Source organism: Acinetobacter sp. 24-47-64 (assembly GCF_057737055.1).
Genome location: NZ_CM173215.1, coordinates 248,311 through 274,749, shown reverse-complemented (window position 1 = coordinate 274,749; position 26,439 = coordinate 248,311). Strand labels below are relative to the sequence as shown.

The 26,439-nt window shown below is 38.8% G+C and carries 31 protein-coding genes and 2 tRNA genes; 9 read left to right on the top strand and 24 right to left on the bottom strand.

Features of this window, described 5'->3' with window-relative positions; all coding sequences use genetic code 11:
- Positions 1-95 precede the first annotated feature (95 nt).
- The 13 genes from AC1M85_RS01335 to AC1M85_RS01275 all read right to left on the bottom strand — a co-directional run bounded on the left by AC1M85_RS01335 (position 96) and on the right by AC1M85_RS01275 (position 12,406).
- Positions 96-767, bottom strand: coding sequence for a phosphoglycolate phosphatase (locus AC1M85_RS01335; RefSeq protein WP_488213404.1), 672 nt, complete (start codon positions 765-767; stop codon positions 96-98).
- A gap of 58 nt (positions 768-825) precedes the next feature.
- The gene (locus tag AC1M85_RS01330) at positions 826-1,500 is read right to left on the bottom strand and encodes an FHA domain-containing protein (RefSeq protein WP_488213403.1); all 675 of its coding nucleotides are present in this window, start codon (positions 1,498-1,500) and stop codon (positions 826-828) included.
- Between the two features lie 69 nt (positions 1,501-1,569).
- Positions 1,570-3,957 carry a type II secretion system secretin GspD gene (gene gspD / locus AC1M85_RS01325; protein ID WP_488213402.1) on the bottom strand — a complete coding sequence of 796 codons (2,388 nt, stop codon included), beginning with the start codon at positions 3,955-3,957 and terminating at the stop codon, positions 1,570-1,572.
- A 42-nt stretch (positions 3,958-3,999) separates the two neighbouring features.
- Positions 4,000-4,836, bottom strand: coding sequence for a type II secretion system protein N (locus AC1M85_RS01320; protein WP_481595780.1), 837 nt, complete (start codon positions 4,834-4,836; stop codon positions 4,000-4,002).
- Positions 4,836-5,579, bottom strand: a complete 744-nt coding sequence (gene gspN / locus AC1M85_RS01315; RefSeq protein WP_488213401.1) for a type II secretion system protein N — start codon at positions 5,577-5,579, stop codon at positions 4,836-4,838. The genes AC1M85_RS01320 and gspN overlap by 1 nt, the downstream gene beginning before the upstream one ends.
- Positions 5,580-5,745: 166 nt before the next feature.
- Positions 5,746-6,069: an H-NS histone family protein gene (locus AC1M85_RS01310; RefSeq protein WP_035267603.1), complete on the bottom strand. Its 324-nt coding sequence runs from the start codon at positions 6,067-6,069 to the stop codon at positions 5,746-5,748.
- 126 nt (positions 6,070-6,195) lie between these two features.
- Complete coding sequence (locus AC1M85_RS01305) at positions 6,196-6,612, bottom strand: acyl-CoA thioesterase (RefSeq protein ID WP_035267539.1); 417 nt, start codon at positions 6,610-6,612, stop codon at positions 6,196-6,198.
- Positions 6,613-6,621: 9 nt separating this feature from the next.
- Entirely contained in the window at positions 6,622-7,815 is a 1,194-nt protein-coding gene (locus tag AC1M85_RS01300; protein ID WP_488213400.1) for a heme biosynthesis protein HemY, read from the bottom strand.
- Between the two features lie 2 nt (positions 7,816-7,817).
- Positions 7,818-8,657 (bottom strand): hypothetical protein, encoded by an 840-nt coding sequence (locus AC1M85_RS01295; RefSeq protein ID WP_488213399.1) that lies wholly within the window; start codon positions 8,655-8,657, stop codon positions 7,818-7,820.
- Entirely contained in the window at positions 8,654-9,436 is a 783-nt protein-coding gene (locus AC1M85_RS01290) for a uroporphyrinogen-III synthase (RefSeq protein WP_488213398.1), read from the bottom strand. Before AC1M85_RS01290 ends, AC1M85_RS01295 begins: the two co-directional genes overlap by 4 nt.
- A 9-nt stretch (positions 9,437-9,445) precedes the next feature.
- Positions 9,446-10,366: a hydroxymethylbilane synthase gene (hemC, locus tag AC1M85_RS01285; RefSeq protein ID WP_481608697.1), complete on the bottom strand. Its 921-nt coding sequence runs from the start codon at positions 10,364-10,366 to the stop codon at positions 9,446-9,448.
- Positions 10,367-10,461: 95 nt separating this feature from the next.
- Positions 10,462-11,199, bottom strand: a complete 738-nt coding sequence (locus tag AC1M85_RS01280; RefSeq protein ID WP_481590125.1) for a LytR/AlgR family response regulator transcription factor — start codon at positions 11,197-11,199, stop codon at positions 10,462-10,464.
- 52 nt (positions 11,200-11,251) lie between these two features.
- Positions 11,252-12,406, bottom strand: a complete 1,155-nt coding sequence (locus tag AC1M85_RS01275; RefSeq protein WP_180028783.1) for a sensor histidine kinase — start codon at positions 12,404-12,406, stop codon at positions 11,252-11,254.
- Here AC1M85_RS01275 and argH point away from each other — a divergent pair.
- Together argH and AC1M85_RS01265 are read left to right on the top strand one after the other, a co-directional pair.
- Positions 12,397-13,827 carry an argininosuccinate lyase gene (gene argH / locus AC1M85_RS01270; RefSeq protein ID WP_488213397.1) on the top strand — a complete coding sequence of 477 codons (1,431 nt, stop codon included), beginning with the start codon at positions 12,397-12,399 and terminating at the stop codon, positions 13,825-13,827. The two genes, AC1M85_RS01275 and argH, sit on opposite strands and share 10 nt — an antisense overlap.
- A 28-nt stretch (positions 13,828-13,855) precedes the next feature.
- Positions 13,856-14,125 (top strand): oxidative damage protection protein, encoded by a 270-nt coding sequence (locus tag AC1M85_RS01265; protein ID WP_035267550.1) that lies wholly within the window; start codon positions 13,856-13,858, stop codon positions 14,123-14,125.
- A 216-nt stretch (positions 14,126-14,341) separates the two neighbouring features.
- On the opposite strand, the gene AC1M85_RS01260 is transcribed toward AC1M85_RS01265, so the two are convergent.
- Entirely contained in the window at positions 14,342-14,809 is a 468-nt protein-coding gene (locus tag AC1M85_RS01260) for a hypothetical protein (protein ID WP_180028781.1), read from the bottom strand.
- Between the two features lie 270 nt (positions 14,810-15,079).
- Here AC1M85_RS01260 and AC1M85_RS01255 point away from each other — a divergent pair, with 270 nt between their 5' ends.
- Complete coding sequence (locus AC1M85_RS01255) at positions 15,080-15,502, top strand: GNAT family acetyltransferase (RefSeq protein WP_488213396.1); 423 nt, start codon at positions 15,080-15,082, stop codon at positions 15,500-15,502.
- 6 nt (positions 15,503-15,508) lie between these two features.
- On the opposite strand, the gene AC1M85_RS01250 is transcribed toward AC1M85_RS01255, so the two are convergent.
- The 4 genes from AC1M85_RS01250 to AC1M85_RS01235 all read right to left on the bottom strand — a co-directional run bounded on the left by AC1M85_RS01250 (position 15,509) and on the right by AC1M85_RS01235 (position 17,254).
- Positions 15,509-16,285, bottom strand: a complete 777-nt coding sequence (locus AC1M85_RS01250) for a class I SAM-dependent methyltransferase (RefSeq protein WP_488213395.1) — start codon at positions 16,283-16,285, stop codon at positions 15,509-15,511.
- A gap of 132 nt (positions 16,286-16,417) precedes the next feature.
- Positions 16,418-16,493, bottom strand: a tRNA-Phe gene (locus AC1M85_RS01245).
- 135 nt (positions 16,494-16,628) lie between these two features.
- Positions 16,629-16,704, bottom strand: a tRNA-Phe gene (locus AC1M85_RS01240).
- A 172-nt stretch (positions 16,705-16,876) separates the two neighbouring features.
- The gene (locus AC1M85_RS01235) at positions 16,877-17,254 is read right to left on the bottom strand and encodes a GNAT family N-acetyltransferase (RefSeq protein ID WP_481588832.1); all 378 of its coding nucleotides are present in this window, start codon (positions 17,252-17,254) and stop codon (positions 16,877-16,879) included.
- Between the two features lie 93 nt (positions 17,255-17,347).
- Here AC1M85_RS01235 and hisB point away from each other — a divergent pair, with 93 nt between their 5' ends.
- Positions 17,348-17,941, top strand: a complete 594-nt coding sequence (hisB, locus tag AC1M85_RS01230) for an imidazoleglycerol-phosphate dehydratase HisB (protein WP_035267557.1) — start codon at positions 17,348-17,350, stop codon at positions 17,939-17,941.
- On the top strand, positions 17,941-18,558 hold the full coding sequence (hisH, locus tag AC1M85_RS01225) for an imidazole glycerol phosphate synthase subunit HisH (protein ID WP_035267559.1): 618 nt from the start codon (positions 17,941-17,943) through the stop codon (positions 18,556-18,558). The genes hisB and hisH overlap by 1 nt, the downstream gene beginning before the upstream one ends.
- Positions 18,559-18,608: 50 nt before the next feature.
- On the opposite strand, the gene AC1M85_RS01220 is transcribed toward hisH, so the two are convergent.
- Positions 18,609-19,037, bottom strand: a complete 429-nt coding sequence (locus AC1M85_RS01220; protein ID WP_228133253.1) for a helix-turn-helix domain-containing protein — start codon at positions 19,035-19,037, stop codon at positions 18,609-18,611.
- Between the two features lie 556 nt (positions 19,038-19,593).
- Here AC1M85_RS01220 and AC1M85_RS01215 point away from each other — a divergent pair.
- The 3 genes from AC1M85_RS01215 (at position 19,594) to AC1M85_RS01205 (ending at position 22,157) form a co-directional block, all read left to right on the top strand.
- Complete coding sequence (locus AC1M85_RS01215) at positions 19,594-20,355, top strand: hypothetical protein (RefSeq protein ID WP_051586572.1); 762 nt, start codon at positions 19,594-19,596, stop codon at positions 20,353-20,355.
- A gap of 129 nt (positions 20,356-20,484) precedes the next feature.
- The gene (hisA, locus tag AC1M85_RS01210) at positions 20,485-21,216 is read left to right on the top strand and encodes a 1-(5-phosphoribosyl)-5-[(5-phosphoribosylamino)methylideneamino]imidazole-4-carboxamide isomerase (protein WP_035267561.1); all 732 of its coding nucleotides are present in this window, start codon (positions 20,485-20,487) and stop codon (positions 21,214-21,216) included.
- Between the two features lie 53 nt (positions 21,217-21,269).
- Positions 21,270-22,157 carry a DMT family transporter gene (locus tag AC1M85_RS01205; protein WP_488213394.1) on the top strand — a complete coding sequence of 296 codons (888 nt, stop codon included), beginning with the start codon at positions 21,270-21,272 and terminating at the stop codon, positions 22,155-22,157.
- Positions 22,158-22,159: 2 nt separating this feature from the next.
- On the opposite strand, the gene AC1M85_RS01200 is transcribed toward AC1M85_RS01205, so the two are convergent.
- From AC1M85_RS01200 to AC1M85_RS01185, 4 genes are read right to left on the bottom strand one after another with little or no spacing between them, the layout of a single operon-like run.
- Complete coding sequence (locus AC1M85_RS01200; RefSeq protein ID WP_488213393.1) at positions 22,160-22,474, bottom strand: antibiotic biosynthesis monooxygenase family protein; 315 nt, start codon at positions 22,472-22,474, stop codon at positions 22,160-22,162.
- A 26-nt stretch (positions 22,475-22,500) separates the two neighbouring features.
- Entirely contained in the window at positions 22,501-22,893 is a 393-nt protein-coding gene (locus tag AC1M85_RS01195; protein WP_035267567.1) for a DUF4870 family protein, read from the bottom strand.
- A gap of 29 nt (positions 22,894-22,922) precedes the next feature.
- Positions 22,923-23,546, bottom strand: coding sequence for a DUF1294 domain-containing protein (locus AC1M85_RS01190; RefSeq protein ID WP_488213392.1), 624 nt, complete (start codon positions 23,544-23,546; stop codon positions 22,923-22,925).
- Positions 23,547-23,570: 24 nt separating this feature from the next.
- The gene (locus AC1M85_RS01185) at positions 23,571-24,521 is read right to left on the bottom strand and encodes a homoserine kinase (RefSeq protein WP_488213391.1); all 951 of its coding nucleotides are present in this window, start codon (positions 24,519-24,521) and stop codon (positions 23,571-23,573) included.
- A 114-nt stretch (positions 24,522-24,635) separates the two neighbouring features.
- On the opposite strand from AC1M85_RS01185, the gene hisF reads away from it, so the two are divergent.
- Positions 24,636-25,394, top strand: coding sequence for an imidazole glycerol phosphate synthase subunit HisF (gene hisF / locus AC1M85_RS01180; protein WP_035267573.1), 759 nt, complete (start codon positions 24,636-24,638; stop codon positions 25,392-25,394).
- A 266-nt stretch (positions 25,395-25,660) separates the two neighbouring features.
- Here the strand turns inward: hisF and AC1M85_RS01175 are convergent, their stop codons facing one another.
- Positions 25,661-26,296 (bottom strand): sterol desaturase family protein, encoded by a 636-nt coding sequence (locus AC1M85_RS01175; RefSeq protein ID WP_488213390.1) that lies wholly within the window; start codon positions 26,294-26,296, stop codon positions 25,661-25,663.
- Between the last annotated feature and the right edge of the window lie 143 nt (positions 26,297-26,439).

The window sequence follows — 26,439 nt, the reverse complement described above, 5'->3', positions numbered from 1 at the left end:
ATGCATATTGAATGTTCTATAAAGTCTGCGCTGAGAGACGCCATCGAAAAACATTAAAACTATTCATTCCTCTACCCTTCTTTATTTATTACAACTTACTTAGAAATCAACACAGTTAAATCATCAACTACTTGTTGCGGCTTACATAGCTGAATATCTTCGCCATGATTATAACCATAGCTTACGACAATACAATCAATACCCGCACGGCGCGCTGCCTCTACATCATTCGATGAGTCACCAATCATCAAGGTATTGTCCAGATCAATTCCAAAGGCCTCAACACAATGCAACAAAGGTTTAGGATCTGGTTTTCTCACCTCAAAACGATCTCCACCCACCGTATCCACAAAATAGTGATCCATCTTTAATTCAGCCAATATTTTTCTAGCGGGTAATTCCGGCTTATTCGTGACACACACCATTTTTTTTTGATGAGCTCGACCCCACTCTAAAAATTCGATAATGCCGTGAAATGGACGCGTATCCACGCACGGTTCGGCATTATAAATTTCTAAAAAAGTATCCAATAATTGTTGATGCTCAGAAGGCTCTACACGCCCAGTCAGATGCATTAAAACACTCTGACAGAACAATGAAGTCCCTTTGCCAATCCAATTTCGAACTTGAGATTCTGTGACCAAAGGCAGTTCTAATACATTCAAACTCATATTCATGGCACGATATAGATCAAATGCCGAATCAACCAAAGTTCCATCCAGATCAAAAAGAATTAAGTCACGCTGTTCCAAATTCGCAATATTCATTATTTTAAACCTAACAAAAAAGGCATGCGAAAGCATGCCTTAAAAAATCACATGCAACTTAGTTGAAAATAAACCAGGCAACTAGTGCCACAATCACTAACACCAATAATGCCATTAAGCCAATATTGGCATTTTTTTGAGTTTCCAACTCTTTTTCCGTACAAGCTGCAGGAATATTTACCTCACACGCTTCATGCTTATTGACAGTTGTATTAACATCAACTCCTTCAGGAATTGGGGCTGGTTTAGGAATTCCTACATTTTGAGGCATACCATCTCGAGTAAGCTGAACTGAGCTATCTCGCTCTTTCAGATCAGGCATACCCTGCTCAAGCATTTCAGCTGCTGCTGTCTTCTCTACTGCAACCTTTGAAGAAATTTCAGCTGTTGCGATTGCTTCGCTAGGCTGCTGAACATCTTGTAATGTTTGTGCAGATTGCGCAGGTGCTAAAACTGAAAATTTATGGCTAGCAAATTGCAGAATATCGCCATCTTTAACAATAGTTTCGCCTTCAGCAACTTTTGTATCGTTAATAAACGTGCCATTTGACGAACCTAAGTCTTGAACAGTGAGCACCTGCTCTTTTAGAAACAAAGCAGCATGACGACGTGATACATCTGCAGACTGAATCAAAATATCTGCATCTTGATGACGACCCACCAACATGTCTCGATCGATATCAACTTCTTTACCCGTAAATTCGCCAGTAATTGTTTGTAATTTCCAAGTCATAGTTTCGATCCATTATTCAAGTTTTGACATTTTAACATGGCTGTTTTCGAGATTCACATTGAACGCATGTTATCGAGATGGTCTCAATGTCGTGGTTGTGACCGTATTTTGTGTTCTTTGCACATCGTGTTTTGGCTCAATCGCGACAGGGGTTTCCACCACGACTTGGGCATTGTTTGTATTTGTTGTGGCAACTTGATTGTAAATCACAGGCTTTGGCAGCACTCGCGTTGATTTCACCACAGGATCCTGAGTCACGATGACATTTGGACGTTCAATCACACGCCCTACTGGCTTAGACTGTGCTGTCGGAGCAGTATAACGCTGTACCTGTGGCTCTACTGCTTGAGGCCTTGATGGCACTACGATAGGCTTAACGGGTTGAGGAGTACTTGATACAGGCAACCGCTGTTGGAAGATATCATCAACATTATCCGGTAGCTTCTTAAATGTTCCATCACCATCTAGCGCTAACTGCAAACTGTATAAACGGTCATAGCGTTGCTGTGACAATCTACGAATATCAGCCGTATCTCCTACGATTGTTGGATGAATAAAAACGAGTAGGTTTCGTTTCACATTATTCTTTGCATCTGCTCTAAACAGTCTACCCAAACCAGGAATCGAGCTTAAACCTGGGACGCCTTGACGCGTTAACTTAGTATCATCTGAAATCAGACCACCCAGTACAATTGTTTGACCATTTTCAGCCAAAATCGAGGTTTTTATGGCACGCTTAGTGGTCACCAAGTCTTTCGCCTCACCACTATCTGGCTTCACTGAGGATACTTCTTGTTCTACAGCAAGACGAACTGTTCCACCTTCACCAATTTGCGGAATGACCTTTAATGTAACACCAACATCTTTACGCTCAATTGAAGTATAAGGGTTTGCTGTTCCACCTGTTGTTGTCACAGATCCTGTCTGGAATGGGACATTCTCACCCACAACGATATAAGCTTCCTCGTTATCCATGGTGACAATCGATGGTGTAGACAATAAGTTCGACTTAGTATTGGTCTTTAATGCCTGAATCAGTGCGCCATACAGTTTACGCGATCCATTCGCACCTTCTTTATATTCACCTAAGGCCAATGAAGCACCAGCTCCAATCAAACCAGCACCCGTAGCTACATTACCAAGGAATCCAGAAGCCAATTGACTCAGCCCTACACCCGCTTTATCAAAATTGATTACACCAATACCGCTACTGATGTCACCTAGTGCCCACTGAACACCCAATTGATCTACGTCATTTCCTTCAACTTCAACAATAGCAGCCTCAATGAGAATTTGTTGACGACGCACGTCAAGTTGATGAATAGCAGATTCAATTTCACGCATGAGTTGAGGATCTGCTTTTACCACTAATGCATTTTGTGCACCATCAGCAATAATACTCACGCCATTACTATTAAAACTTGTAATATCTTGTTGATTTTGATTTGAACCACTATTCAAATTAATCGCTGGGGTATTCACACTCCCATTTGAAGACGTATTACTCGAGCTATTATTAATTAATGAGTTACTAGCACTTGAATTGGAGCTTGAACTATTTGAATTACTGGTACTATTCACCGCCTGACCAGATACTAAACCTTGTAAAATTTCAGCCAAATTTTTTGCGCTTGCATACTTAAGCTTAAATACTTTTAGACCGCCTAAGCGATCAGCTGAAGGCACATCAAGCATTTCGATCATTTGACGAATGCGTTTACGAGTACTTGGATCACCCTTGATCAAAATCCTATTAGTACGTGCATCTGCGATAATACGTACTCGAGAACCTGAAATGTCTTTGGCACCACCCGTAGAAGACATTGAATCCAACAAAACTATCAGCTCTTCAGCTTGGCTAGACTGCAAGCTAATAGCCTCAATATCGTTTTGTCCCGTTCCATCTAAATTACGAATAATCGTTTCAAGCTGTGCAATATTATTCGCACGATCTGAGACTATAAGCGCATTTGTACCTTGTACCGCCGCCAAATGCGCAAATTGCGGCATGAGTGGTCTTAACGCGGGTATTAGATCATTGGGGTTAGTATTTTCCAGCCAAATGACACGAGTGACCACTTGATCACCTCGTGCGTTCCGAGAGGCATCAAAAGGCACACCTGAATTTTTTACATTATTGTCAGGGACTAAGCGGATAGTGTTACCCGCAGGTACAGCAACAACGCCATTAACGTTTAACACACCCAAGAACAAATCATAGACTTCAGCTTTGTTTAAAGCCTTATTTGAAATGACCGTCACATTACCCCGAACCCGCGGATCAACTGCGAAGTTTTTTCCCGTGATATCTGCCACTTCATTAATAAATGCAGTTAAATCTGCATCACGCAGGTTAATTTTCCAAGTTTGCGCTTGCGCAGCGGTACTTGCGACAGCCAATACTGGTGCTACTGCGACCATCGCCCAAAGTGACCGATTTCGATTTAAAAAATCCATAACTTGTTATATTTCCTAATACTTTATGCAAATTTACACATTTTAAAATTCTTGTTGGAAGGTCATCACTTGATCACCTCGTTTTACTTCAATGCGAACTTTACCTTCTCGTTTAGCCTGTTCTAGCAGTTGTGCATCGCTTTGTCCTTGACCGACTGACTGCCCATTCAAGGATAAAACGCGATCACCAGGTCTTAATCCCAGTTTGCTTCTCAAAAATGCAGGCGTTCGATCCGTGACTTCATAACCTTGACCACTGTCAGTGTTGACACCCATATTACTTAAGTATTGTTCACGATTTTCTTGAATTTGATTGATTGCCTGACCAATGGCATTTTGAGTGGTCGTTTGACCAGAATTCGGTGTTACGTTAGCAGAATTTTGCTGTGCATCAGGTATCAGTGGCTGATTAAGATTCTCTATTCCAGTAAATCTCAACTCAGTCGTCGCACCACTCGGCTGTTTCAATACCACATGATCCCAATATACTTCTGAAAGCTGATAAGAACTTCCTTCCAAAGTTTGTCCAATGGTATAACGATCAGCAACCTCTCGCACTTTAATCACGGCTGAAGATTGACTACTTGGCGTCGAAACCACAACCCCTTGCAACGTAAGCGCTAAATTAGCATCAGCACCACTCACTTGCGCACCTGTTTCTTGAAACAAAGAGAAACTCGATATATTCGGAACAGGAGGTTGCTGCGAACCTAATGCGACTCGCTCAACTTGCATGACTTGCGGTGGTGCAACCACCAACCAAAATAATGAAGCGAGCTTCCACATTAAGATTAAAATCAGAATAAATAAAGTAAGCGGAGCAATTCGATCTAAATCTTTAAATGAAATTTGTGAAAACTTATCTTGGAATCCCTTCATTAGAAGCCTCCACTCAGCAGTGGCTGTCTCGTACTGACAACAAAGGTATCCAAACCAGCTTTACCATCATATGAAGGCACATTCATTAATAATCTTTGGGTCACCTGTGCATCCAACATTAATTCAGGATCTAAACTAAGGTTGGCCATTTTTTGCCCGCGCTGATCTTGTACATCAATGAGCAGTTTTCCAGCTTCGTCTGAAAACTGCCCTTTTAAAGATGGCATATTCATTCGTTCTTGTTTCTGGGCAAAGGTATAAGTTAGCGTACCACCACCCCATTGCATCTCTCCGGCGGTTTTTGCAAAACCATCGTTTTGTTTGAATTGAAATGCTACATCCTTCAACTGAATACTATTCTGAGGCCATTGCCAATCCACAAATGTTTTGAGTGTTTCAGGGGCAATATTTCCATTCATATTTTTGATAATTATTTTTTTTCCAAGCCCATAACCCACCACACCGTTGAGTTGCGTCTGACCACTATGTATTTCTAAGTTGGCACCAGCTCTTAATAAAATCAGATCGAGAGGACGTGTTTGCCAGATGACAGAACCTGCAAGATTTCCTTTTTGCCAATCTGCTTGACCTTGCCAGATATTGCCACTGACATTTTTTAAAATTTGATTATTTTTATAAAATTTAGCAATGAGCCACGATGCTGGAACTTGTAAAAAAACAAATAATAAAAAAGCGAAGATAGCGACGCTTAACCACACCATTTTTTTTGATTTTTTTATCATTCCATGTATACCAACATCTAAGTCTAATTAACCGCAAAATGTTTGAAAATTTTCTATCTTGGTATTATGCATAAATTTTACACTTCTCCAATTCACTTATAAAAAAACCAAGCAGATTTGCTTGGTTTTTTTAATATTAGTGTCATTACATGACAAATCAGTGAAATTAGATAAGGAAATCTTCTAATTTGGCACCTTTTTCAAGCTCTGCAACCAACCAACGTGGCTTCTTTCCACGCCCTGTCCAAGTCTCCGCAGTATTATTTTTATTACGATAACGAGGCTCTACAGATTTACGCGTGCTTTTCTTACGCTTTTGTGCACCATATTCAATGAATTGCTCTAAAGACATACCCACTGATTCAGCAATTTGAGTAATCTGATGATAAGCATCTTCAATTTCCTGATCTTTCTTAGACTCGATCAAAGCTTGGGCTTCAGCAGTTAACTTTCTTAACTCTTCAACAGATAAATTACTAATATCAGGCATAACATTTACTCCAAAAAATTCAATATCATTATTAGATTTATAAAGCGCCATCTTATTGTTATAAATTATTTTAATCAATCCATCATGTTATTTAATATACATAAATAAAACAAATAATTTAACACATTAATTAACCGAGTCTATTTCTATTATTTTTTCTCTAATATGCTCTGGAATCAAAACCTTTTGCATTGTATTTTTATCCACACAAACTATAACGGCCTCAGCAATTGCCACAATTTCATTCTGTTGCTCACTCCAAACTGTATATTCCATCCTGAAGGCAGAGTTACGCAATTCAACCACTTTAGTTCCAATGCGTAAATAATCAGGATAAAACACTGGTTTAAGATATTTACAACTATTTGAAGCCACAACAGTATTAATATCTAACGCTAAGATTTCTAATTGATTCAAATACTCTATTCGAGCAGTTTCAATATAGCGATAATAAATCACATTATTGACATGTCCAAAAGCATCCATATCACCCCAAGCGACTTTTTGATGGGTGATGACTTTGTACTCATTCATTTGTTTCATTCATCATTCTCATAACTTAAATTGAATAAATTTATTATGGGTCTCAAAGACACTGTTCAATTGCTGAGTTAATACAGCATCGCCTTTTAATACAGATTTAATTCTTAAATAGTTCATTAAAGGGTGATCAGGATATAATTGCAATAATGCCTCAGCATCCTGTTCACGATGAGTCGCAGTATAAATATGCCATTTAGAAAAACTCAAAATCGGTAATCCAGGATATTTCATTTCAAAATGATCAATCTGGTTTTCAAGCATTTCATAATCAGGATTTTGTTTTAACAATTGTTGTTGAAACCATAAATAAAAAATATCCTGATCGAACCGTTCTTCTAATAAAGACAAAGAAAGTTGAGTTTCATCAAAAGCCATCTCAGGAATGCGAGAAATAAGTTTTAACCATAACGATTTAATACCATATGAAGACGACATAATTTGATCACTCATTTGAGCATACCGAATTTGAATAAGCTCTAAATCTGTATTTGAAACGTTGTCAAAATCATTGAGTAGCTTTAAAAGCCATTTCTTTTTATGTTCCAAATCTAAATGACCATATTGCGTGGCTTTTAAATAATGCCATGGATATTGAATCGCAAATCTACCCCATAGATGATTCAACTTATGCTGATAAGCATCTTCAAGATCTTTTAACCAAGGTGACAGCATATGACCATGTAAAAACTCTAAATGGGTTAAAGCCTGATCTGGAAGCTCTTGAGCTAAATAAATTTCAATACGCTGGAGTTCAGCCAATTCAAAAGCATCTGCAGGACTTTGTTGTAAAACACTCAACGCATCATCAATACGATCTTGCTTCAACCATATACGAGATTGAATAACCTCTTTGAGTAATCCTGAGTTCTCAAACACAGGTTGTAAATATTCTCGCTGTTTTGTGTTGGCCTCCAAAACCCACAAAACTCCTAATTTTTCATACGTATGAAGCCTTGAAAAGTCTGTCACCTGTTGAATTTTACGCTGCTCTCGTGATCTCATCTTTCCAACCCAAAACCATAAAAGATGAAGAGACAAAGCAACGAATAGAAGAAAAAATGAAACAAACCAGAGGTTCGTTTGAATCTGAATACCGTGCCAAAGCATGTACATATAACCTGGCCCTTCTTGATAACTCAGCACACTTAACACGGCTAATATCATTAAACCAACTAATGCATAAACTATAAAAATATGTTTCATGATTAGCCCTCTAAAATTGCTTTACTGTTCAATTTAGGGACAGGTAAAAGTTGTGCTTGTTTGAGATGTTTCGCTTTATTTTTTATTTTGATTGCCGCAGCATCAGGCAGTTGATCCAGTTCATCGATAATTGAGGTCAGTGCATTTTGATAATCAATGTATTGTCCTTGTTGTAGTGCTCTTTGAGCAAATAACACTCTCAATTGAACTTCTTTTAAAACTAATCTTCGATTAAGTAATACCGGCATCTGTTCATCAACGCGTTCAACTTTGAATACACGCTCAAACCATGAGGATTGCGAAGAGTTATCACTCGTGAGTTGCTGTACTTGTTGTTCATTTTTCAAATTTGCATCAATATTTTCAAGCAAGTCACCTAACTGAGCAATTTGAATATTTTTTGCCACAACATATTGTTGAATCATTTTTTGATCATGCTCAACAGCTCGATGCATTGAAACCTGCAATGTATCTGCCAAAGCCAAGCGCTCAACCAATTGATCCAGTTGATTGAGTTGCTCAAGTGCATATACAAACTCATGTTGATCTAAGACAAATTGAATTAGCTCTAATTTTTGACTTAAGAGTTTGATTGGATTGATTTCAGATTGAATTTCTTGTTGATTATTGTTTTGCTGAGGTGGATTGGATTGAGACGAAACCTGCTGATTTGAGCGCTGAATTGCTACCAACTGATCATTCAAACTTGCCACTAATTGCTCTGATTTATGTTGAGTTTGTTGTAGCAACTCAACTTTTTCTTGTAATGAAAAATGATCATAGCTGAGTTTAATCAACCAAATGATTAAGCCTAAAATGAATAGATATAAAATTTTCTTCATGAGTGCCTATGTTCACTTTCAAGCTGCGACAAAATCGTATCTGGCATTAAGTCCGCAATTTGAGTGATTTGAAATTTAGTATTTGAGGTCTGTTGATACATACACACGATCTGATATAACCGATCCGCTAAAACCAAGTAATGACCGTGTTGCATAAATACAGGATAATTTTTGCATAAACTCAGCCAATTTTTCCAACTGGCTTCACTACTAATCAATACAGCATAAGGTTGTGGATTTGCATTGAATGCTTCAAGTAGATGTTTAAATTTATCTTGAGCATCACTTGGGCAGTAGCGGGAGTATAAAACAAAATTAAGTACTCCAATTTTAGCAGTACGACACTGCTGCATCATGAACTGACGGCCACCTTCTCCCCGCCAAAACGCAATACGTTTGAGATCAGCATTTTGTGTTAAAACCGGAAGACTTAACATTCCTTCAGATGTTTCAACATCTGGAACTAAACTTTTAACACCATATCGACTTAGAGCTTCAGCTGTTTTCCGGCCAACTGCAATCCATTTGATATGATTTAAATCGGTCAATCTAAGTCCCGATTTTTCGAGAAACTGCATGCCAACTTCAACGGCTGTTGGACTGACGACCACAATCACTTGTGCTGAAATTAATTGCTGAAAGAGCTGATCAAGTTCATCACTCCAATTAACAGCAGCCAACTCTAGTACAGATAACTCGATAGGCTCATATCCTGCACGTACCAGTGCCTCATTGAGAGGCTTAGCACGATCTGCAGGTCGAGTATTGATAAACTTCATTTCATTTTTTTATTTATACAGTGCTTTTAATAAATCAGCAGCACCTTGGTCAATCAAAGCTTTTGCTAGTGAAACACCCAACGTTTCAGCTTGTTCAACTGGACCTTCTACTTTAGCAACCAATAATGTTTGACCATCCACACTGCCTACGCGCCCCTCTAATTGAATCTGTTGATCATTTAAAGTCGCATATCCCGCAATCGGTACCTGACACCCGCCTTCCAAATAAGCATTAAATGCCCGTTCTGCACGAACACACGCATCAGTTTCTGCATGTAATAAAGGTCGAATCAACTCTAATACGCGTGCATCGTCACCTCGACACTCAAGACCTAATGCACCTTGGCCAACTGCGGGTAAACTCGTCTGTGCATCCAGCGTGTGTCGAATACGCTCTGCTAAACCTAAACGTTTTAAGCCTGCACTTGCCAGAATGATGGCATCGTAAAGCCCATCATCAAGCTTAGATAGTCGTGTGCCTACATTTCCACGTAAATCTATAATCTCAAGATCTGGACGGGCTTTTAAAATTTGACATTTACGACGCAAACTTGAGGTTCCCACTTTGGCACCAAGGGGCAAATCTTCAAACTTGCTATAAGTATTCGAAACAAAAGCATCTAAAGGATCTTCTCGCTCGCAAATCACGGCAAGACTTAATCCTTCTGGGAGCGCCATCGGCACATCTTTCATGGAATGGACAGCCAGATCTGCACGACCATCAAGTAATGCAGCCTCAAGCTCTTTAACAAATAAACCTTTTCCACCAATCTTGGCTAAAGGAGTGTCTAAAATTTTATCACCTTGGGTCACAAACGTCACCAACTCAACTTTTAGGCCAGCATGTAGGGTCTCAAGTCGCTCACGAATATGCTCCGCTTGCCATAAAGCCAATGGACTTTGACGAGTTGCAATTTTTAAGGTTTTGATCATTTTAATGCTGCCAAACTTTAGACATCCTAAACTTACCCTGCTGTCCCAAAATTGCAAGTAAATTGTTCGGCAATCACTATAATTTTAGGCAACTAAATATTTTGCATTCTTTCTCTAAGCAAAGGTAAGTGACGGCGACTGACCGCCAATTTCTCTTCAAGTTCACGACAACGAACTTGATACTGGCCTGAAGCAACCAACTCCAATCCATCCAAATAATCCAATGCAATCAGCGCATTTCGATGAATTCGTATAAATTTATTTGAAAACTCACGCTCTAGATCTTTTAAAGTCTCATCAATTAACACACTGCCGTTTTTGTGTCGTACTGTTACGTATTTCTGATCAGCTAGAAAATAGTAAACATTTTCGATAGGAATGAGTTCAAGACCACGATACGTTTTCGCAGCGATTTGCTGACGTTGATGTTTTTCTTCCATATTTTCTTTTTGCTCTATATTCGACATTTGAGCTTGAGTAAGTTTAGTTAAATTATTGAGTGTATTTTCTAATTCTGATTTGATAATCGGTTTTAATAAATAGCCTTTCGCTTGTGCCTGAATAGCAGTCAAAGCATGCTCATCATAGGCCGTGCAAAAAACAATAGCAGGCATTGGGTTTAGCTGTGAAAGATGCTGAGCACATGTCAAACCATCCATTTCAGGCATTTGGATGTCAAGTAAAATTACATCAGGCTCATATTGTTGCACTAAGGTCAAAGCTTCTTTTCCATGGTGCGCAGCTGCAACAACTTGATGCCCCAATTGAGTGACCAAGCGAGATAAGCGCTCAACCGCGAGTGGCTCATCATCACAAATTAGGATGTCCATTGTTCCTCCTTGCTCAAGTTAACGTTGCTTATTTTAATGTATTAACTTGATTTTATTTATATTGGTACTGGACTACAGTCGTGTAAATTCCATTACCTGCATGACTCCTAAACTGTACCGTATACCCATAGTGTGCTTTCAAACGCTGTTTCACGTTTTCTATCGCAATACCATTCCCCTCCCTATTGGCCATTTTATCGGCTATATAAGGGTTAGTAATGACTATAGTGACCTGATTTTGTAATATTTCAACCAATATGACAATCTTTGCATCAATTAACTTTTTCTCCACCCCATGAAAGATACTATTCTCAATTAAAGGCTGTAAAGTTAAAAAAGGGATACTTGCTTGGCCCAACTGCTCTGGTTGCAAGATATTCCATTCCACATTTAATCTCGAACCCAACCTTAGCTTTTCAACCGCCAAATAATGTTCACACAATTGGATTTCTTCTTTTAATGTGACAATTTTAAGCTCTTGAAAGCTTGCTCTAAACAACCTTGAAAGATCGATGAGCATTTGCTCTGCTTTATCTGGATCACTCCCAATCAGACTCACCACACTATTTAAACTATTAAAAAGAAAGTGTGGATGTATTCTTGCTTGCATGGCTTGAATTCGAGCATTCAATTCACCTTGTTGCTGCTTTAACCACTCACCCCGAACATAGATATATCGTAAACAAAAAGTGATCAACAATACGCCATAGCTCATATGTAAAATCACATGATCAAATAAAAGTAACCATGAAAATTTTTGTAAAGAAAAGTTACTTCCCCAAAAAAACAGAAAATTCAAACTACAAGTAGTGAATAGGATAATGAGTTCTAATAGTACGAATGTATAAATTGCAGACTGCCAAGTTGTTAATTTTTGCCAAAACTCCCTAAACAAATCAATTACGGCGATAAAGACCAATACCACCCAATTGATGTAAAGCACATACTTGATCACCTGTGATGTCTGCAAATTTGACCAAGACTGTGACTCTGCTAGGCACAGCAACAACGCCAAAAAAATACTGGCAATAAACAGCTCTGCAAAATATTGCCACTGCCCAATACGTACAAAGAAATTCGCATCAATAAATTCTTGTTTATCTTTTGAAGAATTATCCATAGGCAAGACTTCGGCATCTTGATTTGAATTTGTTATACTGGATGCAAAATTACTGCTTTTTCTTTTACTGAGCCGACATGACCACATCTTCTAATTCCTCTAATCCGTCACAAGCCCAAACTTCAGGTATGTGGGGCGGTCGTTTTTCCGAAGCAACTGATGCCTTTGTCGCTGAATTTACAGCATCTGTTCAATTTGACCAACGCTTTTATAAACAAGATATTGCAGGTTCAATCGCACATGCAACGATGTTGGCAAAAGTCGGTGTACTCACTGAACAAGAGCGTGATGACATCATCGCAGGCTTAACCGCAATTAAAGCGGACATTGAAGCTGGCAACTTCGAATGGCGTATTGATTTAGAAGATGTTCACATGAACATTGAATCTCGATTAACACAACGCATTGGGATTACAGGTAAGAAATTACATACAGGTCGTAGCCGTAATGACCAAGTAGCAACGGATATTCGCTTGTATGTACGTGATGAAATTGATGCCATCTTAGCGTTATTACACAAACTGCAAAAAGGCATTCTAGGCTTGGCTGCTAAAAATACAAATACAATCATGCCTGGCTTTACACATCTTCAAACTGCACAACCTGTGACGTTTGGACATCATTTAATGGCATGGTTTGAAATGCTGGTACGTGACTCAGAACGTCTGATTGACTGCCGTAAACGCGTTAATCGCATGCCTTTAGGTTCTGCTGCGCTTGCAGGTACCACTTATCCAATCGATCGTGCTTATACAGCAGAACTTTTAGGGTTTGAAGCAGTTGCAGAAAACTCATTAGATGCTGTATCTGATCGTGATTTTGGTATTGAGTTTAATGCTGCGGCATCACTCATCATGATGCACTTATCTCGTATGTCTGAAGAATTAATTCTTTGGACATCTGCACAATTCAAGTTTGTGAATATTCCTGACCGCTTCTGCACAGGCTCTTCAATCATGCCTCAGAAGAAAAATCCTGATGTACCTGAACTTGTTCGTGGTAAAACAGGCCGTGTATATGGTGACTTAATGAGTCTACTTACTCTCATGAAAGGTCAACCTTTGGCATATAACAAAGACAACCAAGAAGATAAAGAACCATTATTTGATGCTATTGATACGGTTCGTGGCTCTTTAATGGCTTTCGCAGACATGATTCCTGCGCTTGTTCCAAATATTCCTGAAATGCGCGAAGCTGCGCTGCGTGGTTTCTCAACAGCAACGGACCTTGCTGATTACTTAGTGAAGAATGGTGTTGCATTCCGCGATGCACATGAAATCGTCGGTAAAGCAGTTGCGCTTGGCGTACAAGAAGGTAACGATTTATCAGAACTTACGCTTGAACAACTTCAACAATTCTCTGATTTAATTCAAGCTGACGTCTTTGAAAAAGCATTAACTTTAGAAGCTTCTGTCAATGCACGTAACCACATCGGTGGTACAGCACCTGCTCAAGTTGAAGCAGCAATTGAGCGTGCTCATGCGCGTTTAGAAGCTCTTTACGCTTAATTTCTGATTATATTTTTGGAGTATTGATATGTCTCGCCAAGTATTTTGCCGTAAGTATCAAAAAGAAATGGAAGGTTTGGATTTTGCACCATTCCCTGGTCCTAAAGGTCAGGAACTATTTGATAGTGTTTCTAAGCAAGCATGGGGCGAATGGTTAAAGCATCAAACTACTTTAATCAATGAAAAACGTTTAAATGTCTTTGAAGCTGATGCAAAAAAATTTCTTGAAGAACAACGTGAAAAGTTCTTCAACAATGATGAAACTTTAGAAAAAGCTGAAGGCCTAAAGCCTGAGTAAAAAAGAAAGCACTGCTTTTCTTTTTACGTAAGCTAAGGACGAAGTCCGCGTAGGCTTTAATCTAAAAAGAATCCCCATCTTTGGGGATTCTTTTTTATGCGTTACTTTAAAAATTAGGCAAGAAAAACACAGAAGGTGTGCACAGGCTTTAATCCCAAAAGAATCTCCGTAATAGAGGTTCTTTTTTTATGGGACATCAAATAAATATCAATGGAGTCAAAATTTAGCTGACGAAAGAAGTGCTTGTGGTGGATTTAAAATATGACCTAATTGGTAAACTCCATCCATATTTAACTGCATCTCCATTCGGTCAACACGAATTGGGCCAAATTTAATGTAAATCTGCCGATTTTGAAGATCAAACCGCTGCTCCAAAACCTGTCCATTGAATTGTAAAGAGTTCATAGATGTTAAGTCCATAAGCGCTTTAAAAGGTTGCTCTTCATCCTTTGTATAATGAATCCTTTTTCTATCACTCACGAAATTTTCTAAATGGTTTAAATCCTGAGATTTAAAAGATGTAATTTCACGAATTTGAGATTCCTCAATACCTAAAGCATTGACCAAACTTAACTGATCATCTGGCAGTAATTTAAAATGCCCATTGTTAGGATGTGCCGCCCAACTCAAACTCGAAAGACCCCAAGCACAGATTCCCCACAAAACTTGCTTAAATTGTCTCATTCCCCATCGCTCTCACTGAACGTAATAAAAGCCATCTTTAAAAACATTTCAGCCAAACACAACTACCATTTATCTTAAATATCATTTACTTAACAGGAATTATTAGACTCACCTCACAGACAAATCTTTTTTATTGATATTTATCTTCCTATCTAAAAAAGACTGCATAAATGTAAAGCAGAAAATAGACACATAAGATGATTATGAGTTATCAATTTCATCAGAGTAGGCTAATCTCTGTATTAAAATTAACCACCATTTGAGCGCATCATGTTTATCATTCGTCCTTATATTGAGACTGACTTAGAAGACATCATTCAACTCTGGGAAAGATGTGATCTAACACGACCATGGAATAATCCGGAAATTGATATTTTTAGGAAGGCTGCACAAAAAGATGACTTATTCTTGGTGGCAGTGCAAGATCAGTTCATTATCGCAACATTAATGGGTGGTTACGACGGTCATCGCGGGTGGATCAATTACCTCGCGGTACATCCCAATCATCAACGGAATGGTGTTGCTACAGCGTTGATTCAACATTTGGAAAAAAGATTGATTGCACTTGGTTGTCCAGAAGTTCAGCTTTTAGTGCAAAAAGAATTTATTGATATTCAAAACTTTTATGAACAATTGGGATATGACGAAAAAGAAGTTGTATGCCTTGCTAAAAGACTCATTCACGACCATTAAGAAATTTTATAAAACAGGAGCATTTATCAATTTACCGATCCGTAAAAATATTGGGAATCGAATATTAAATTTATGACCGGTATCATTATTCAAAGTTAAGGCATATTGGCTCATCTGATTTAAGATTTGTGTCGCCTGATTATTGGCTTGCGTATTTTGTTTAAGATATTTCTTTAAAGCTGACCATGTATTTAAATAATCAATCAATTGATCAATCCGCCATTTACAATGCATGTGCTGCTCACAGGTCGGGATTTCTTCAAAAGGAAATGGAATCGTTTGATATTTCAGATCAATATAGTGACGCTCACTCTCCCAATATGTTTTCAATACTTGGTGATATAGCTTTTCAATACAGCTTTGAAGCTCCTCATTCTCCACTTCAATAAGCCCATATCCAATCACTGCAAAGACACCCTGGGGCTTCAGTGTTCGATAGACCTCTTGAAAAAATAACTCGAAGTCAAACCAATGAATGGCTTGGGCAACTGTAATCAGGTCAAAACATTGTGCTTTCAAATTGCTATGTTCAGCGTTTTCAATTCGGTAGATTACATTATCTATTGCTGGGGCTTGCCGAAGCTGTGCTGCGCTTATATCCGTTGCAATGATTTGATTAAAATGCGGAGCTAATATCCGAGTAAATTGTCCTGAACCAGCCCCGCCGTCCCAAGCCATTTCATAGTTCTGAACATATTTTAAGATTTCGTCAATCACACTTTGTGGATAACTTGGACGAGCTTGTTGATAAAGCTCACTTTGATCAGAAAATAGGTCTTTCATTTTTTATTCTGAATTTGATCGAGAAATCAACCTTAGCACATCAAAAAAAATGGATTATGAATGACTTCGATTCATTTTGTATTATTTTATAAGCAAAAAAAATCCTCAACATTGTTGAGGATTTTTCGAATATGGTGGCGAGACCCAGGATCGAACTGGGGACACACGGATTTTCAATCCGTTGCTCTACCAACTGAGCTATCACGCCGATGGGGTGTATTAAGCCGTAACTGAGCTCAATAGTCAATAAAAATCATGCATTTTTTATTTGTTCGAGTAAATTTTACCCAAAAAAAATCTCTGATGGGATCAGAGATTGAAAATACAAATTCTTAAAAGAATATGGTGGCGAGACCCAGGATCGAACTGGGGACACACGGATTTTCAATCCGTTGCTCTACCAACTGAGCTATCACGCCGATGTCGCGTATTAAACAGTTTCATCTCGATATAGTCAAGCAAGTTTTTGGGATATTTAAACAACTGGATGTTTTTAAAACAACATTTAGATTATTCGATGTAAATACATACAAATCCAATAAAAAAAGCCAGTATTGACTGACTTTTAATATTTAAAATCGAACAATAGTTTTAAATTTTTTCCAAACTACTTAAACAACGATGTATTGCACCACATCCAGGCTCAAAATGATTAACGCCTTTCTCTTCTTCCATTCGACATGCTTCACTCACTAAGCGCTCTGCGACACCACGTCCACGGTTAGCCGGATGAACTACGATATTTTCAAGCGTTCGACTTTCACCTTGTCCAGTTGACCAAATGGCCCCAATGATCTTTGTATTAAATTCTGCCGTGTAAAGTAAGGTATACTGAGTTAAGTTTTGCTCAAGTTGTTCAATGGCATCTTGTCCGTCACTAAATTCTGGACTGGTGTCATATAAGCGCTCAAGCTGTTCACGAACTTCAACATTATCAAGCGAAGTTATTGCATGTACGGTTATAGGCATTGATTAACCCTCCTGAGCAATCTAATATGCTGTCACTTTCGTGACATCGAAAATCTACATTCATCATTTTTAACGTTTTTGAGGAACGTGTCTATGACGCAACGTATCAGTGAAGTGGTAAGAAACACAAACGAAACCAAAATTCGTGTTCGCGTGAATCTTGATGGTACTGGTCAAGGCACCCTCAATACAGGTGTTCCATTTTTAGACCATATGATCGACCAAATCAAGCGTCATGGTTTATTTGATATCGATATTCATTGCGACGGCGATTTAGAAATTGATGATCACCATACAGTAGAAGACTGTGGTATTACCCTTGGTCAGGCATTTGCACAGGCTTTAGGTGACAAAAAAGGTTTACGTCGCTATGGTCACTTCTATGCACCACTTGATGAGTCCTTGAGTCGTGTCGTTGTTGACCTATCAGGCCGCCCTGGCTTATGGATGGACATTCCATTTACGCGCGCGCGCATTGGTACTTTTGATGTCGACCTATTCTCTGAGTTTTTCCAAGGCTTTGTGAATCACGCATTAATGACACTCCACATAGACAATTTGAAAGGTAAAAATAGCCATCACCAAATTGAAAGTGTATTTAAAGCATTTGCACGAGCACTTCGTATGGCTTGTGAAGTAGATCCACGTGCAGAAAATACTGTAGCTTCAACCAAAGGTACTTTGTAATGACCCGTATTGCCCTTCTTGATTATGGCATGGGAAATCTTCACTCAGCAGCAAAAGCACTTGAACATGTTGGTGCAACCGTTGATGTGACCAATGATCCTAAGCTGATTGCTCAAGCAGATAAAATTGTGTTCCCAGGCGTTGGTGCAATGCGTGATTGCATGCAAGGTATGCACGAGGCTGGCATTGACGAGGTTGTACGCAATGCCGTTTTCAACAAGCCTGTCCTTGCGATTTGTGTCGGCATGCAAGCTCTGCTGCAACACTCTGAAGAAAATGGTGGTGCAGATGCATTAGGCATTTTTGATGGTGCTGTTAAACGCTTTCCAGATATTGAAGGTTTAAAAGTTCCCCATATGGGTTGGAATCAGGTACACCAAGCAGATCCAAGCCATCCAATGTGGAACAACATTGATCAAGATGCTCGTTTCTATTTCGTACATAGTTTCTATGTTGAACCGAAACAATCTGAGATCATTGCTGCGACATGTAACTACGGTTTGGAATTCTGCACCGCAATCCATAAAGATAATTTGTTTGCTACTCAGTTCCATCCAGAAAAAAGTCATACAGCTGGCTTACAGTTGTTGAAAAATTTTGTAGAGTGGAAAATTTAAAGCCATAATAAAGCTCACTGTTTTCAGTGAGCTTTTTTTCAGACTTTACTCTAAATATCTTTTACGACAAAGCCACCTTCAATTGGCTCAACAGTTACTTTAATTTCTGCTTTTAGATTCAGCGCAGCATAACGACTTTTAAGTTCTGAAATTAATTGTTCTGGCGTTGCATCTTTTAAAGCCAACTCATCCTTCAAAGGATACTGTTTAAAACTTTCTGATTTTTTACCATCTTTAGCGTCTGAAACCCATCGTTCTGCAGCACTCAGTACTTTCGCTAATTCAACTAGATGTTGAGCATTGGCAGGAGTTGACTCTTGCACCCATTTCGACAGCGTTTCCTTAGAGACTCCCAATGCATTCACCACATCAGTCGGTTTAATGTTTTTCTCTTTGATCAATTTTCTAAGTTTTTTAGCACCTTCGCTAAATAAATCATCTTCTTGAACTGCCATCGCTTCTGTCCAAATCTTATTCACTGTCTGCAGTTTCAATTTAACATTAAGCCTATGCAGTTGAGTCTAATATTGCCAAACAAATCAGATGAAATTGAAATTATTTTCAATATAGATAATTCACAAATAAAAGTGTGATCTAATTTTTCTCATTACTCAGTTTGAATTAAAAAGAAAAATAAATTGACCCAATGATTAATTGTTAACTTATGTAAAGACAATGAGCACCAATTTTAATCATTAAAAAAATACACAAAATTCACAAAATCAATCAACGAATCGAACAAGTTGGCATTTTAGGTATTTACACCATGCTACTCGATAATATTCATGCATTATAAGTGTACATTTATTCTATCAAGCACCAAATTAAACCACAATAAATAATTGATTTTGTTAACATTTTTAAACATTACCCTTGTGTTGTATTAAGTTGCTGTTTTTACGGCATATCTTCAAAATTATTCCACTTATATTGTTTTTTTTCGATTTGTCTGAAATTTTTTTCTTTGTTAATTATGAACTTGCTGAAACAACAAAGATCCAACACTAACCACATATATTTTGGAGCAATCTGCACATGTTTAAACTTTTTACTGGAAAAATCAGTGGCGTTCTAAGCCTTGCTTTACAGGGAATTACGAAAGCAGTTGGTTTTATTCTAGAAACCGTAACGACAGTTGTAGATACCGTTGTTGACACAGTAGGGACGCTGACCAAACCATTAACGGATAAGTTAACAGAATTGCCACTGATCGGAGATACAGTGGAATCGGTACTCAATCTTGAAAATAATTTACTAGGAAATTTAAGCGGAGGCTTACACGCTATCGCTGATGATTTTTCGAATGGAGATCTATTAGGGGGCATTAATACTGCATTGAATGGCACTACTGCAACTGTAGGCCAAACCATCAAAGATGTTTCAAATCTTGTAGGTGAAGTCGCTGGTTTAGCCGATCCCGTGACCGACCTGCTAAGCCAAGTGCCAGGTTTAGGTGCTGTCATAGATGTTGTCGGAGAAACCTCTTCAAATCTTTTGGGATTCGTGAGTGAAACGGGAGATTATGTCGCAAGTACCAAACCTCTTGATCTCGTGACTGGTCTCATTGATGATCCTTTAGGCAGTGTCACAGGAACATTAGGAGATGTCTCAGGAACATTAGATAACTTATTGGATGATTTAGCACCTGTAACAGATGCTCTGTCATCGATTCCTGTCGTGGGTGATCTTGTAGGATTCACGGGAGAGATCACAAATGCTTTAGGTGCAATCCCAACCAATATCACACCAACTAGCTTTGATCTAATCTCTAACTTAGATACAACACCATACATTTAATTCAAAGTTCGTATTAAAAACCGTCAACATTGTTCTGACGGTTTTTTTTCATTGTTACTTCGCTCATTTGATGTTTCTTTGCTAAGATTGCTGCGAATAAACTCCAGAATACTGGCAAGGAGCGAAAGCATGCTGATTATCCCTGCAATTGACCTTAAAGATGGTAAATGTGTCCGTTTAAAACAAGGTCGTATGGAAGACGATACCGTTTTCTCTGATGATCCTGTGGCAACAGCACAACATTGGGTAGACGCTGGCGCTCGCCGTTTACATTTAGTTGATCTAAATGGTGCTTTCGCTGGTACACCTATTCACAAACCTGTTGTGGAAGCGATTGCAAAAGCACAACCTGAACTGCCAATTCAAATTGGTGGTGGCATCCGTTCTCTTGAAACCATCGAACACTACTTAGATGCAGGTGTATCATTCGTCATTATTGGTACAAAAGCAGTCAAAGAACCTGAGTTTGTTGAGGAAGCTTGTAGAAAATTCGCAGGTCACATCATTGTCGGTATTGATGCAATCAATGGCATGGTCGCAACTGACGGCTGGGCAAATGTAACTGACGTGAAAGCAACTGATTTAGCTAAACGCTTTGCAGATGCTGGAGTATCTAGTATCGTGTATACCGATATTGCACGTGATGGCATGATGCAAGGTGTGAATATCGAACAAACAGTTAATCTTGCGACTTATTCAGGTTTACCTGTGATCGCTTCAGGCGGTGTGACCAATCTTGACGACGTTCGCAACTTAAAAGGTCAGCCTGGTATTTTAGGTGCGATTACTGGTCGTGCAATTTATGAAGGCACTTTAAATCTTCGTGAAGCTCAATTATTACTTGATGAACAAGCGCTCTAATAGCGCATGTTTCTAAAGAGGTCTTAGGACCTCTTTTTTCTTACTTAAAAAATATGTTGAATTTATCTCCTACCCTCAAAACCAAAACACCACAACTTGCCCTCATTGCAATTACGATGATTTGGGGTGCCAGTTTCATAACAGTCAAATATGGATTGAGCTTCAGCACACCAGTGCTTTTCGTTGCCTTTCGATTTGCAGCAGCTGCGCTGGCTGTTGGTCTCATCTCACTTCAATATTGTAAAAATTTTAGTGCCAAAGATATTTGGGCAGGATTTTGCATTGGAACAGTGATTGCAATTGGCTATGGAACGCAAACCATTGGCTTACAGACCATCACCAGTAGCGAGTCTGCCTTTTTGACAGCACTTTATGTGCCATTGGTTCCCATCTTATTGTGGTTGCTCTTTAAAAAAAGGCCACATGTCATGACATGGATAGGGGCAGGACTCGCCTTTGTAGGTTTAGTTTTCTTAACAGGCAATGGGTTTGGTGCTATTCGGCTTGAATTTGGTCAGATCATTACCTTGATAGGATCAATTGCGATTGCACTTGAAATTATTCTCATTAGTTACTTTGCACCTCGAGTCAATTTACGCCGAGTGACGATATTACAACTCATTTTTGCATCGTTAATTTGTTTTCTAATGGCACCATTGGTGGGTGAAACACAACTCCCTGAGTTTAACTGGATCTTCGTTGCAATTATTGTAGGTTTAGGACTTGCAAGTGCAATCATTCAGTTAGTCATGAACTGGGCTCAACGCGTGGTTGATCCTTCACAGGCTGCCATTATTTATTCTGGCGAACCTGTTTGGGCGGCTTTGATTGGGAGATTAGCAGGTGAGCATTTAGCTATGCTCTCAATTTTAGGTGGCGTGTTGGTTGTGCTCGGTGTAATTACCAGTGAGTGGAGACCAAAATTTAAGAAGAAAGAATAAGCTTATTGGGGCTCTTTTAGCTTTAACATCATACATGGTTGAAAATACTGCACTTCAGGCATAGGCGTATAAAAGGGATGCAAGAGTTCCTTCCATTTTAAATACGCCTCTGACTGCCTAAAACCTTCCGTATGATCTTCAAGTTTGTCCCAGTAAATCAGTAAAATATAAGCATGTTCATTATTCGTATTTTTAATCAGCTGAACCGCATTTAGCCCCTTTATTGGTGAAATAATGTCTTTAGCTAATTTAAAAACATTTTCGAATGCCTCACTCTGGTTCATTTTGATATTTAAATGAACATGCTCAATAATCATGACACCACCTCATTCATGAGTTTTAATTATTGATACATTGGCTCGTTATCATTGACCTTAATAATTCCTTTGATCGCACGATAAACAATCCAAACCCATGACAAACCAATCACTGCGATACAGAATGTTGTTGCACCCAGTGCTACACCAGCAAAGGCATTAGGATTGTCACCCGTGAAGAATAAGAACAAAAACGGCAGGAACGCGATGATATTCCAAATTAAATACCACCAAAAAGTACGAATTTGCCAAGTAAAATGACTTTCAAAAATTGAGCCCTGTACCTTTGATCGTTTCCAATAGTTAATAATTAGCGCAATAACCGCCAAAATACCTGCTGAAAAAATAGCGATGATATACAGGATGTAAAGTAAAATCGTTAAGCTGCGGTTTGGATCTTGATCAGCTGTATAATTCATAAAATCACCTTTTTAATTTTTTTGAGGCTTTATAATTTCAAACCATTAAATGGTGAAATTATCCATAAAATAATCAGTATATTAAACGCTATAGTACAGAAATAAATTTTTCGAAATGGTTGTTTTTGTGTTTTATGACGCAAGCGTTGCTGAGCAAGCCAAGCACTCGGCCATCCTCCTAATATAGAAACCACATGTAATGTATTTTCTGGTACACGTTGACTCCCCTGTTGAGCCGCCGCTTTATCGTGTGCATATAAGCCATAGGTGATCAGGTTCATCAATAAAATGACCAACACCACCATCATACTCAATAGCCCCACGAGGACTAATGTAGCAAGCGTCAAGATATAAGCAATAATCGCTACTTGCATCGGTTGCATTTTTTGTTGAGTAACTGGTGAATGACGCGGCTTCGTTTTTACTTTTTTTGCCTGAGCCGCTTTTAAGTATGTTACTTGTTTCGCTTTAAATCGACCTTGACCATCCAATTGAACGATATACTCCAAAGCACAACCTGGAATCGGTCTTGGGCCTGGTTTGGCAAAATCTTTAATGTGAAGGAAAACGCGATCTTTGGATGAATCATTGGGTTGAATAAATCCATAGCCTTTTTCATCAAACCATTCAACTAGACGACCTTGATCACGCATATTTCCCCCAGATTTTTTAAATTTTTAAGCTGTGACAAATTTTAATCGTTCAACCAGCATATTGCGCATTTCTAAAGGATTTTTTTGCAAAATATCCTCGCCAACACGCCCCATTTCTTTGTTCTTTTGAGCCACTAGCAAACGCATCATCCAGAAACGTCCAGCTGCCATCGCTAAATAGAGTTCTAGGCATGATTTTTCATCACTGGTCATTTCACGTACACTTTGATAAGCCTCCAAGAATGCTAAGGCCTTTTCCTCATTCAAATGAACACTTGGATATTCTGTACAGAAATCATTCATCGTAATGGCGATATCAAACAAAAGTTCATCTTTATTCAACTCATAAAAATCGAGTATCCCTTTTAAAGTAGCCCCTTCAAATAAAGTGTTATCTCTAAATAGGTCAGAATGGATAAAACCTCGTGGACGATCAGGGTACATTGCGGTAAGAGCATCATATAAACCTAACAAACTATTTAATAATACTTGATCGGCTGGATTTAGCGTAGGTCGAAGCTGCTGAGCCACACTTAACCAATAATCATGATTACGATACTCTGCGCGCTCTAAGGGAAAGTTATCGAGAGCCACATGTATTTGAGCCTGTGCAATAGCAATGGACTGAACCTGTTCAAGTGATGAAAGCATAGGATGCTTGCCACGCATTCTAGGCGCAATTTGTGCAGGTTTATTTTTTAAGATCTGAATCGAACGTCCTGAATGTTTCAAAGGTACAGGCACAGGCAGACCTGCATGACCCAGATGCTCAAGTACAGGGACGAGTTCACCTGCGCCTTGCTCATCCATCTCTTCAAAAATTGTTAAAACAAATTCGGTTTGATCTGCACAAACTAGAAAATAGTTCGTATTTTGAATACCTCCTTGAATCGGAATCAGGTCAATCACCTCTAATCCATAAGGCGTAGCAAAATCCTGAACTTCATTTAAAGTCAAAGTGGTATAAACCGACATAAAAAAACCTGCGAAAAAACTTACATTATTTTGATAGAATACCTGCTCCGACTACCAAGGTGTAGCACCAAAGTCTGTAAGTTTCATAATCGGCTGTTATTTTTGGAAAAAATTATGCTTGCTAAACGTATTATTCCTTGCCTCGACGTAGATAACGGTCGAGTTGTAAAAGGTGTTCAATTCCTTGATATTCGTGATGCAGGCGACCCAGTTGAAGTAGCACGTCGTTATAACGAACAAGGTGCAGATGAGATTACTTTTCTCGATATCACTGCAACATCTAATGGCCGTGACACCACTTACCGTACGGTTGAGCGCATGGCTGAAACTGTATTTGTACCACTGACTGTAGGTGGTGGTGTTCGTAAAGTTGAAGATATTCGTTTATTGCTTAACGCTGGTGCAGACAAAGTCAGTATTAACTCAGCTGCTGTCTTTAACCCTGAATTCGTTCAAGAAGCCTCTCAACGTTTTGGTGCACAATGTATTGTAGTTGCGATTGATGCAAAAAAAACGGGTGAAAATAAGTGGGAAATTTTCACACATGGTGGTCGCAAACCAACGGGTATCGATGCGATTGAATGGTCTGTGAAAATGGCAGAATACGGCGCAGGAGAATTGCTCATTACGTCAATGGATGCAGATGGTACAAAAGCTGGTTATGACTTAGCATTGATGCGTCAGATTAATGATCGTGTAACGATTCCAACGATTGCTTCAGGTGGTGTGGGTAATCTTCAACATCTAGCAGACGGAATTTTACAAGGGGGTGCTGATGCGGTGCTGGCAGCCTCTATCTTCCACTTTGGTCAACACACCATCCCGGAAGCAAAACAATATTTAGCTGAACAAGGCATTGAAATGCGTCTTTAATCACGCCCCATAAAAAAGAGGCATTTGCCTCTTTTTTTTGCAAAAAAAAGAGCCCGAAGGCCCTAAAAACCAAGAAAAAACAGCGCTTGGTTCGTTATGCAAAGCGATAAACTGGAGAGTTCTACCATCAGATTTTCATTCTCCGATTTATTCATCTCATATCATAAATGACAGATCTGCACGAAATCTTGACAAAAGCTACATATTTTATTGACCAATCATGACAAACCAGATGTCAATTCAGCCAATTCCATATCTAATCTGACTTACTCCACTATAGCCAAAGCTTTTTTTGAAATATCGGAGCGCGCTGCTTTCTGCTCAACCCACTTTGAGGGGAAATATTGTTCAACAATATGATTGACTCGTTTTGAAATAAAAGACGGTAACTGCACCCCTAAAGGGTTATCTTCCTTCAAATCTGGCGTTGAAATGACACGTGTCCCTAAAATGTAATCAAACCAAGGCTTAGTGACACACCAATTTGCATCTTGATTGGCGTTCATATGGTGGTCATAGTGCCAAGGAATTTTCTTTTTTGCCCAATGAGGTTCGAGGTGAGCTCTGCGATGCGTGTAGTAGTAGTTACAAGCACTATAAAGCACGGATAAACTCATGCCTTTCGAGATTGGATAAAATGCTGTTCCAAATACAGCAGCAACAATCCCCAATGATACGATTTCATTTTTTGTTCGCCAATTTGAGATTCCCTCTACATAACCCTCATCATGGAAATCTTGTGTTCTAACTTCACGGTGATGTGCCCAATGAGATTCCATATTTTTAGGCACAGGACTAAACCTCGTTTTACCCGGACGGTGTACACCATGTAGAACATATTTATGCGCGACCCATTCAAATCCATTGGCAATGATTAAGCCTGCAACAAAACCTTTAATCATGTTCAAAATCCCTGTTTCTTTTCTTTCAATATATCTAACTCAAGCTCTCAACCATTGACGCAAGATAAAATTTTCATTGACAAATCACGACATATTTTTCAATGTCGTATGGTAGAAAAAGCGCTTGTATAGCACTGTAAAAA